The organism is Pseudoalteromonas sp. 20-MNA-CIBAN-0454, assembly GCF_040308685.1.
Taxonomy (GTDB): domain Bacteria; phylum Pseudomonadota; class Gammaproteobacteria; order Enterobacterales; family Alteromonadaceae; genus Pseudoalteromonas; species Pseudoalteromonas nigrifaciens.
In genome coordinates, this window is record NZ_JBEOOB010000060.1 from 1 (window position 1) to 7,889 (window position 7,889).

8 protein-coding genes and 1 pseudogene are annotated in these 7,889 nt (G+C 41.5%); 3 read left to right on the plus strand and 6 right to left on the minus strand.

The window, feature by feature from the left end; translation table 11 throughout:
• The first annotated feature begins 105 nt into the window (after positions 1–105).
• Positions 106–279: a hypothetical protein gene (locus AAEZ22_RS17540; RefSeq protein ID WP_162010629.1), complete on the plus strand. Its 174-nt coding sequence runs from the start codon at positions 106–108 to the stop codon at positions 277–279.
• Between the two features lie 22 nt (positions 280–301).
• Positions 302–1,111: a DUF2797 domain-containing protein gene (locus AAEZ22_RS17545; RefSeq protein ID WP_179807990.1), complete on the plus strand. Its 810-nt coding sequence runs from the start codon at positions 302–304 to the stop codon at positions 1,109–1,111.
• Here AAEZ22_RS17545 and AAEZ22_RS17550 read toward each other — a convergent pair.
• Positions 1,108–3,636: an EAL domain-containing protein gene (locus AAEZ22_RS17550; RefSeq protein ID WP_352298200.1), complete on the minus strand. Its 2,529-nt coding sequence runs from the start codon at positions 3,634–3,636 to the stop codon at positions 1,108–1,110. The genes AAEZ22_RS17545 and AAEZ22_RS17550 overlap by 4 nt on opposite strands.
• A gap of 82 nt (positions 3,637–3,718) precedes the next feature.
• On the opposite strand from AAEZ22_RS17550, the gene AAEZ22_RS17555 reads away from it, so the two are divergent.
• Complete coding sequence (locus AAEZ22_RS17555; protein ID WP_011327050.1) at positions 3,719–4,009, plus strand: DUF4144 family protein; 291 nt, start codon at positions 3,719–3,721, stop codon at positions 4,007–4,009.
• Here AAEZ22_RS17555 and AAEZ22_RS17560 read toward each other — a convergent pair.
• The 5 genes and pseudogenes from AAEZ22_RS17560 to AAEZ22_RS17580 all read right to left on the minus strand — a co-directional run.
• Positions 3,992–4,912 carry a histone deacetylase family protein gene (locus tag AAEZ22_RS17560; RefSeq protein WP_352298203.1) on the minus strand — a complete coding sequence of 307 codons (921 nt, stop codon included), beginning with the start codon at positions 4,910–4,912 and terminating at the stop codon, positions 3,992–3,994. The genes AAEZ22_RS17555 and AAEZ22_RS17560 overlap by 18 nt on opposite strands.
• Before the next feature lie 116 nt (positions 4,913–5,028).
• Entirely contained in the window at positions 5,029–6,570 is a 1,542-nt protein-coding gene (locus AAEZ22_RS17565; RefSeq protein WP_179807988.1) for a serine hydrolase, read from the minus strand.
• A 21-nt stretch (positions 6,571–6,591) separates the two neighbouring features.
• Complete coding sequence (locus tag AAEZ22_RS17570) at positions 6,592–7,086, minus strand: gamma-glutamylcyclotransferase family protein (RefSeq protein WP_011327047.1); 495 nt, start codon at positions 7,084–7,086, stop codon at positions 6,592–6,594.
• A 67-nt stretch (positions 7,087–7,153) separates the two neighbouring features.
• Positions 7,154–7,339: pseudogene (locus AAEZ22_RS17575) on the minus strand (LysE family transporter); the annotation flags it as partial.
• A 109-nt stretch (positions 7,340–7,448) separates the two neighbouring features.
• The coding region (locus AAEZ22_RS17580) for an RNA-guided endonuclease TnpB family protein (protein ID WP_352298206.1) at positions 7,449–7,889 on the minus strand (441 nt) is incomplete at its 5' end.

Genomic DNA, 7,889 nt, shown 5'->3' on the forward strand with positions numbered 1-7,889 from the left:
CAGGAACTTGCCTTATGAGTGATCACAAGGCCCCGATGGTTTTAAACTAATCGGAATCCCCCTCCTTTCCTGAACTTGTTCAGGCGCTTGGCGAGGTGGTGGAGGATGTCAACAATTACTATTGAAGGGGTAGAAACGCAAGAGGTTCACGACTTACTTAAAGGTATGAACGCCGATCACGCACAAGGATACCTTTACGCCAAACCACTCGCGTATGACGATTATTTACAGTACTTAAACAGCCAATATAATTTAAAAATGTTAGACTCCCCTTTTTAACATCTTTAGGGGCCAAGTAAAGATGCAAGGCACATTGCGTAAATTAAAATCGAGCTTAACCGAGCCGGTACAATATCACTTACCTGTGGGTGAGCACTTAGTCGACTTAAATGCATTTATAGGCAAAGAGCTAACGCTTACTTTTAGCGGCACAATTTTATGCTCTAGCTGCGGTAAAAAAACCAAAAAAAGCTATTCTCAAGGCCATTGCTTTGTATGCATGCGCAAACTTGCTAGTTGCGATATGTGTATTATGAAGCCAGAAACCTGCCATTACGATCAAGGTACTTGCCGCGAGCCAGAGTGGGGAGAAGAAAATTGCATGATCCCGCATTACGTCTACCTCGCTAATACCTCAGGACTAAAAGTGGGTATTACTCGCCACACGCAAATACCAACTCGCTGGGTTGATCAAGGCGCTACCCAAGCATTGCCTATTTTTAAAGTGCAAACACGGTTGCAATCAGGCTTAGTAGAAGTGGCATTGGCTGAATTTATTGCTGATAAAACTAATTGGCGCAATATGCTAAAAGGCCAAAACGAAGCGCTAGATTTAAAAGCTGCAGCCGCTGAGCTTATTCCACAAATTAGTGCAAAGCTAAATGAGCTAAGCGAGCTATTTGGCGCAACAGCTATTGAACAGCTAGATGAAGACGTAGTTGATTTAAACTTTCCGGTAAGCGAATACCCAACCAAAATCAGCTCGTTTAACTTTGATAAAGACCCGGTAGTAAGCGGTATTTTACAAGGCATTAAAGGTCAGTATTTAATTTTTGAAAAAGGCGTTATTAACATTCGAAAATTCACCTCTTACGAAGTAACCGTAGGCTAAGTGCCGGTTGGTTGAGTGCTCGCAGATAAGCAGTTCAACCGATAAAAATCAAACCATTGCCGCTGCGTTAACGGGTGGCAATAGTAATACCCCTGTATAACATTACACCCTAAGCTAATAAGGTAGTTTTTTTGAGCTAGCTGCTCAACTCCCTCTGCCACTACCATTAAGTTTAAATTGCTTGCCAGTGCAATAAGCGCTGCAACTATTTGGCTATTGCCGTATTCATCAGGGACTTTAGCAATAAAGCTCGCGTCTATTTTTAATGTATCAAAAGGCAGTTTCGTTAAATAACTCAATGCCGAGTACCCGGTACCAAAGTCGTCTAATGCTATATGCACGCCCAGCTTTTTTAGTTGCTGCAACTGCGTTTTAGCCTGTGTAAATGAGCCAATAAAGCTGCTTTCTGTCAGTTCTATTTCAAGTAAACTACCGGGTAAATTATAATGTTTAAGCATAGTGCTAATATTGTTTGCCAGCTTGCCGTGGCTTAAATGACATGCCGATATATTAATTGCTAAGCGCCCAGCCACCAGTCCTTCTTTTTGCCATAGCGTTAGTACTTTACCCGCCTGATTAATAACCCATAAATCTAACCGCACTATCAACCCTAGCTCTTCAGCAAGCGGAATAAATTGCGCGGGCGATATCATTCCCAAATCGGGGTCGTGCCAACGCAATAATGCCTCAACGCCCATAATCTGTTCACTTTTAAGGCATTGTTTTGGCTGAAAATACAATTCAAATTCGTTATTATCTAACGCATGCTGAAAACGACTCATCATGGCTAGGCGCTCTAGCGAGCGAGCATTCATAGAAGGTTTAAATAATTGAAACGAATTACGCCCCACATCTTTTGAGCGATACATAGCAATATCGGCATGCTTTAGCAGTGTTTCGCTGTCTAGGCCATCATCAGGGTAAACAGCCGCGCCAATCGAAGCTGTTACACCTACTTCAACATGGTCTAATTGAAACGGAGAGTTTAAGTTATTTAGTATTTTGTCAGCTAAACTAGCTACTGCATCAATCTTATTTATTTCGCACAGCACTACAAATTCATCTCCCCCTAAACGCGCTAAGGTATCGCCTTCGTTTAAAGTAGCCTCGATACGCGCAGCAACCAGAGTTAATAAACAATCCCCTGCGCTATGGCCTAAACTATCGTTTACTTCTTTAAAGCGATCTAGATCGATAAACATCACCGCCAATAAATGCTGGTCGCGGTGAGCTGCAGCCAAAGCCATTTTGAGCCTGTCGTTAAACAAACGTCTATTTGGTAGGCCCGTTAATTCATCAAAATAAGCCAACTGCACAATTTTATCTTCAGCATTTTTTCGCTCGGTAATATCACTAAAAATTGCCGCATAAATAGCATCTGAATTATTTGGCTCTTTAATTTCAATTATAGTTAACCACTCTATATAAATATCGCCATTTTTTTTACGATTACAAATTTCTCCCTGCCACACGCCCGTTTTGTTGATTGCATCCCACATTTTTATATAAAAGCTTTTATCATGCCGCCCAGAGCTCAATATACTTGGGCACTTACCTATAACTTCATGTTCTTTATAGCCGGTCAATTGGGTAAATGCTGGGTTTACTTGAATAATAGTGCTGTTGCTATGGGTGATCATTATGCCGTCGAGTGATGAATCTATTATTTTATTGGCTAAATATAGGTTTCGCTGCGAGTGCTGTAGGGCTAAATCTCGTTGCACTAATACTTTTTCTAGCTCAGAACAATACGCACTTTCAATTTCATGTATTAAATGTTCGAGTGACAACACGCCTTTAATTTCATCTTTGTCGCTCACCACTAAATGCCGTACTTGGCTATCTAACATTAATTTGTAAGCATCAAACAGGCTATCTTGTGGGGTTATTTTATAAAGCGGCCGACTTGCTAAATCCCAGCACACACTCTGCTCGCTCTGGCGTGTGATCAGTTGTAATAAATCGCGCTGCGTAATAATGCCATGTTCTTTTTGCTGTTGATTAAAAACTAAAATAACTTTTTCGCTGCGTTCACGCATTAGTTTTACCGCTTCATTTACCGCTAATGAGCTAGGTACAATTGTTATGTTTTTAGTGTACTGGTCGTTAATAGTGCGAAACTGTAAGTAATGATCAAGCCCTTGATTGCGCACAATATCTGTAATGCTAATTACCCCACACGGTACGTTGTTGTTATCGGTAACGAGTAAATGCCTTACACCATGCTGATGAAAAGTTAGTGCGGTATCACTTAAAGGCTGCTGGCTAGGGACACTTAAAACCGGGCTCGTCATCACATCTTTAATGCTAGTGCTTGTAACTGCAGGATTGGTAAAGTCGAGTTTTAAACAGTCAGTTTCTGTCCAAACACCTAATATGCGTTGTTGCTGCGCAATAAATATTGCACTGATATTATGTGCCCGCATTAGTTTAACCGCATCAATTAATGGCGTATGCTTGCTACAGGTTATTACCTTATTAGTAAAAATATCACCTACTTTTTGAAAACGGCTACTGTGTGGCATTATTCTACTCCCTAAATTTGCACTAATAAGCGAGTATAAATCGAGCAAATATTCCCCCTTTGATGTAGGACAATAAATAAGCATGTCGTATCCAAAAATTATTATTTATAACAATGAAATTGAGTTAGCTGAGCAGCCTGATGAAGTAGATGATTTTGTATATGCGATGGATGAGCTGCAAAAAAGCAGAATTATTATTTTAGATAGTAAGTATAGTTATACAACATTAAGTGGCGAGCCAAAAACAGCCATTAGTGCCATTGAATTAGCAGATTTAGTGAAAGATTATTTGCTAAAAGAAGGTCAGTGTTGCCTAAGTAAAATTAAGCAGCTAACACCTGAGCAAGCATTTGCGTTACTCATAATCGACTAACGCTTTAACATGTGCAATTGCACTGCGACCCAACGCAGAAAGCGCATACCCCCCTTCTAAATACGACACCATACCGCGGCAATTATGCTGCTCGCTAAAGCGGGCTAATTGCTCGGTTAGCCAGCGGTAATCTTCCTCTACAAACTTTAAACTGGCCATATCATCTTCAAGGTGAGCATCAAATCCTGCGCTAATAAATAACATGTCAGGCTTAAAAGCATTTAGTTTAGGCAGCCATTGCTGCTCAAATACCGCTTTTAAATCGTTACCGTCGCTGGCAATTGGCAAAGGTGAATTAACTAACGTGGTGTTATTTTCAACCACTGTATTGGGATAAAATGGATGCTGAAATAAAGAGCAAAACAAGACGTTTTTATCATCTATAAATATATCTTGAGTGCCATTACCATGATGTACATCAAAATCAACAATAGCAATGCGCTTAACCCCTTTGCTTTGTGCATATTTAACCGCAATAGCAAGGTTGTTAAATACACAAAAACCGGATGAGGTAGTGCGATTTGCATGATGCCCCGGCGGGCGCACCGAGCAAAATGCAGCATCAAGGTTGCCCTCTAGTATTTCATCTACCGCTAAAATACCGGCTCCTACTGCACGCTCAATTGCTTTTAATGAATCGGGACATAACCAAGTATCACCGTCTAAATCGACAAGCCCTTGGGTAGGTATTTTACTTTCAACAGAGCTAACTAATGATTCGTCATGCGCAAGTAAGTAATGCTCTCGTTGCGCTTTAGGCGCTTGCTTTTGCTCAATAGCAATATCTAACCCGCTTGCTAGTAAGCGATCGTTAATGGCATCTAACCGCTCTGGGCACTCTGGGTGATCATCAATCATTTTATGTTTACGACAATGAGGGTGAGAAATAATTGCGGTACGCATAAATGCTCCTAACTGTATCATTAAACATAATATAACAAAGCCACCCGTGGGTGGCTTTGCGACTTTGGTGTATACCCTTTACGCTAGATATAGCAAATTAGGGATAGCAAAAACAGTTATTTTGCTGTTAATTTTAAATTTCTAAAGTCAAAACTAAAGTCGGTTACTTGCGTTGAAACTGCACGCATTTTAGCGTTACTCACTCTATTTTCTGTATTCATATTAAAATTAATAAACGCATCAGCCTCAAGTAGCTTTTCATCCCACTTAACAATAAAAGTATTGCCAGTGTAATGCTCAAGTGAGCCTTTTAAGCCCTTGGTATGCGTAAAATCAATATGTAATTTGCCATCAAGCTGCTCAATAATTACATCGCCGTACCAATTATCGTGCAATGTACCAGTGTAATTAATATTAGGTAGTTGCGGTTGATAATCAGCTGGCGCTGCAGGCTTTGCGTTAGCGTATGCTTTCTCTTTGCTTTCAAAATGCTTTTTAGCTAAGTCTTCAACCCAATCTTTATCTTCAAGCTCAAGCGCATCTTCAAGCACTTCGTGAGTTACTGCCGCTAGCGCACCAAATGCTTGCTGATTACTTAAAATAACAATACCGAGTTTTTTCTCAGGCAGTAATGTAACCTGCGACACCATGCCTAAAATACCGCCACCGTGACCAAGCTTTTTAAAGCCGTGGTAGTCCTCAATACTCCAGCCTAGCCCGTAACCTCTAAACTGCTGATGATACGCCTCAAACGCGCTTTTAGACGCCATAGCCGTTATATGTGGATGCCACATTTGCGCTTGTTGTTTTTCGCTAAATAACTGCTCGCCATTTGGCATTGTGCCACCAGCAAGTTGCGTACGTAGCCATTGGCTCATATCGCTGGCACTTGAGGCTATTGCCCCAGCGCCTCTAAAATCTTCTAGGTAGTTAACAAAAAATGGATGGAGTTGGTTATCCATCGGAATATGCCCCGTTGCCCAGTTTTTATTGCTACTTGGAATGCGCGAAAACCCCGCTCGCGAGTGAGTCATATTTAGCGGCTGTAACATGTTTTTTTCGATGTAATCGTTCCAACTCATCCCAGATACGCGTGCTACCACTTCCCCTGCGGTAACAAACATTAAGTTGTTATACGCATATTGGCTGCGAAAGCTGCTGGCCGGTTTTAAGTATTTTAAGCCTGCTAAAATATCATCAACCGACTTGTCGGTACTTGGCCAAATCATTAAGTCGCCTTGCCCAAGCCCCAACCCACTGCGATGACTCAGCAGATCGCGAATACGCATTTCGCGGGTTACGTATGCGTCATATAGTTGAAATTCTGGCAGGTGATCAATCACTTTATCGTCCCAGCTCAACTTGCCTTCATCAACCAACTTAGCCAGCGCCGCACTGGTAAATGCTTTGGTGTTAGATGCAATGCCAAACAAGGTGTCTTTATTAACCTTATTACCGGTGTTTATATGGGTTACACCAAAACCTTTAGCAAATATCACTTTGTCGTTTTCAACAATAGCAACTGCCATTCCTGGCACATCAAAACGTGCCATGGAGGTTTTAATTACCTGCTCTATTTTATTGGTATCTACCTGTGCCCAGGTACTAAACGTAGCCCCTGCTAATAAAGCAATTGTGGCAAACTTAATTAACTTCATTGTTATCCTTTTTTATTATGATTATTTTTGATGTACTGCAAATTCAATTTCAGCACGCTCTAGGTTACTGTCGCTTTTTTGCGCGCGGTTTAATATTGCATCACTGTATGCTTTTGGAACGCCAGCTTCAAGCGCGCCGCGATGAACGTGTTTAATATACCAGTCGTAGGGTAGCGCTTCACTGTCATGGGTATTGGCAATATAGCAATGAGCGTTAACGTCTTCGCCGCTTAAAAGCTTTACGGTTATATTTACGCAGTCGTAACCTGCACCTTCTATACCATCTAAAATGACTTTTTCGGCATCACTTATTTGATAAACAACCCCATAAACTAACGCATCCTCTGCATCACTTGGGCTAATACTGCACTTACCTGAGCCATCTTTAAAATACATATCAAAGGTTAGCTCATAACCTTGTAATACGGCTGTACCAATGCGCTTAGCATTAGGCAAGCGCGCCAGTAAACGGTGAGACGACATGTTAGAGCCAAACGAAAAATTATAAAGCGACATACCTACTCCTAAAATTAAATAATGTAACTTGGTTTTAAATTACAACACGAATAGCCAAAGCTATTAAAATAAAAAACAAGGTGGCTTTAGGGTTTAATGCATTGGTTAAAAAGCCGCGCCGAAAGGCAAACCAAACGGGCTCTGCTGGCACCGTTTTGTTGGCAATATTATCATTTAGATTTGCCCCCGGTTTGGCTGCTCGCAGTGCTTGCACTCCCAAATAAGCTAAATAGGCACCGGCCAAGTATTTAAGCCCCTTGACATCCTCCCCCACCTCGCTTCGCGCCCGACAAGTCGGGAAAGGAGGGGGATTCCTGTTTCATAGCGTATCGCTTTAAATTCAAAAGAATCTAAAGTCTTACTTACGCTCCACAGGCTAACACTGTCTGCCCGACAGCTTTAATATTCAGTGCCGCATTTATGTCGCGGTCTAGCTCACTAAAGCATTGAGGACACGACCATTTGCGGATATGTAACGGCAAGGAATCGACAACGTAACCGCAGCAATTACAGCGTTTAGAGCTTGGATACCACTTATCAATCTTAACTACAGTTCGACCGTACCACTCAGCTTTGTAGGTAAGTTGGCGCACGAACTCGCCCCAGTTGGCATCGCTAATTGCTTTAGCAAGTTTTCGATTCTTGACCATGTTTTTTACGCTCAGACTTTCACAGCTAATCACTTGATTATCGTTTATCAATTGGGAAGTCAGTTTGTGGGTGAAGTCGTGACGACAATCAGCAATCTTTGCTTGAACGCGAGCGACTTTCTTTCTGGCTTTGTGGAAGTTAGAAGAACCTTT

What these genes read in the sequence shown, in the direction of transcription:
- AAEZ22_RS17540 (WP_162010629.1), top strand. Translation starts at nt 106, where the DNA reads ATGTCAACAATTACTATTGAAGGGGTAGAAACGCAAGAGGTTCACGAC.
- AAEZ22_RS17545 (WP_179807990.1), top strand. Translation starts at nt 302, where the DNA reads ATGCAAGGCACATTGCGTAAATTAAAATCGAGCTTAACCGAGCCGGTA.
- AAEZ22_RS17550 (WP_352298200.1), bottom strand. Translation starts at nt 3,636, where the DNA reads ATGCCACACAGTAGCCGTTTTCAAAAAGTAGGTGATATTTTTACTAAT.
- AAEZ22_RS17555 (WP_011327050.1), top strand. Translation starts at nt 3,719, where the DNA reads ATGTCGTATCCAAAAATTATTATTTATAACAATGAAATTGAGTTAGCT.
- AAEZ22_RS17560 (WP_352298203.1), bottom strand. Translation starts at nt 4,912, where the DNA reads ATGCGTACCGCAATTATTTCTCACCCTCATTGTCGTAAACATAAAATG.
- AAEZ22_RS17565 (WP_179807988.1), bottom strand. Translation starts at nt 6,570, where the DNA reads ATGAAGTTAATTAAGTTTGCCACAATTGCTTTATTAGCAGGGGCTACG.
- AAEZ22_RS17570 (WP_011327047.1), bottom strand. Translation starts at nt 7,086, where the DNA reads ATGTCGCTTTATAATTTTTCGTTTGGCTCTAACATGTCGTCTCACCGT.